At 69.8% G+C, this 905-nt stretch carries 1 protein-coding gene; it reads right to left on the minus strand.

All coding sequences use genetic code 11. The features are described from left to right. Positions 1-147: 147 nt before the first annotated feature. Positions 148-765 (minus strand): TlpA disulfide reductase family protein, encoded by a 618-nt coding sequence (locus CCN37_RS38085; protein ID WP_078642830.1) that lies wholly within the window; start codon positions 763-765, stop codon positions 148-150. Positions 766-905 lie beyond the last annotated feature (140 nt).

Raw genomic sequence — 905 nt, forward strand, 5'->3', positions numbered from 1 at the left:
ACATATAGCCGGGCACCAGCGGCAGCACACAGGGGGAGAAGAAGGAGACCAGCCCGCCGAGCAGGGCGACCGGAAGCGCCAGCAGCAGCGCCCCGGTCAAGACGGTCTGGTTGGGATCGGTGGCGGCGGCCAGCGTGCTCACGGAGGTCACTTCTCCGCGATCAGCGGGGTGATCATCGAGCGCAGGCGCTCCTCGCTGAGCGGCGTCAGAGCGCGGGCCGCGATCCTGCCCTCCCGGTCCAGGACGATCGTCGAGGGGATGGCCTGCGGGTTGAGGCTGCCCTTCGGGAAGCGCAGCATGAGCTTCCCGATCGGGTCGTACAGGCTCGGGTAGTCGACGCCGTATTCCTTCTCGAACCTGAGAGCGGGGGCGCGGTTGGAGTCACGGGTGTTGATCCCGACGAACTGCACGCCCTTGGCCTTGGTGTCCTTGGCGACCTTGGCGAGGTTCGCCGCCTCCGCCCGGCAGGGGGCGCACCACGAGCCCCAGACGTTCAGGACCACGATCTTGCCCTTGTAGTCCGCCACGTCCAGCGGCTTGTCCTCCAGGGTCTTCCCTGACAGCTTGGGGGCGTCCTTACGGTTCTCCTCGGAGACCGTGTCCACGCCGCCCTTGCCCTGGACGAACTTGGTGTCGGCGGAGCCGCCCGAGGTGCCGCCCCCGCCGCAAGCGGTCAGGGACAGCGCGGCAACCGTGGCCCCGACGGCCAGCACGGTTGCGCGACGACGGTTCGCGAGGCCCCGAGGGGCACGGCAGGCGCTCATGTGAAAAGTTTCGCATGGCCCTTTTGGGGATCTTCGCCACCCCCCTCCGGGCACCCCTGCCCGGGGTCCGAAGGGCCTCCGCGGACCTTACGGCCCGCCGGCGCGGTCAGTGACCGCTCGCGCTCCACGCCTGGCCCACG

The sequence above is a fragment of the Allokutzneria sp. NRRL B-24872 genome (genome assembly GCF_002155965.1).
GTDB lineage: Bacteria > Actinomycetota > Actinomycetes > Mycobacteriales > Pseudonocardiaceae > Allokutzneria.

What these genes read in the sequence shown, in the direction of transcription:
- CCN37_RS38085 (WP_078642830.1), bottom strand. Translation starts at nt 765, where the DNA reads ATGAGCGCCTGCCGTGCCCCTCGGGGCCTCGCGAACCGTCGTCGCGCA.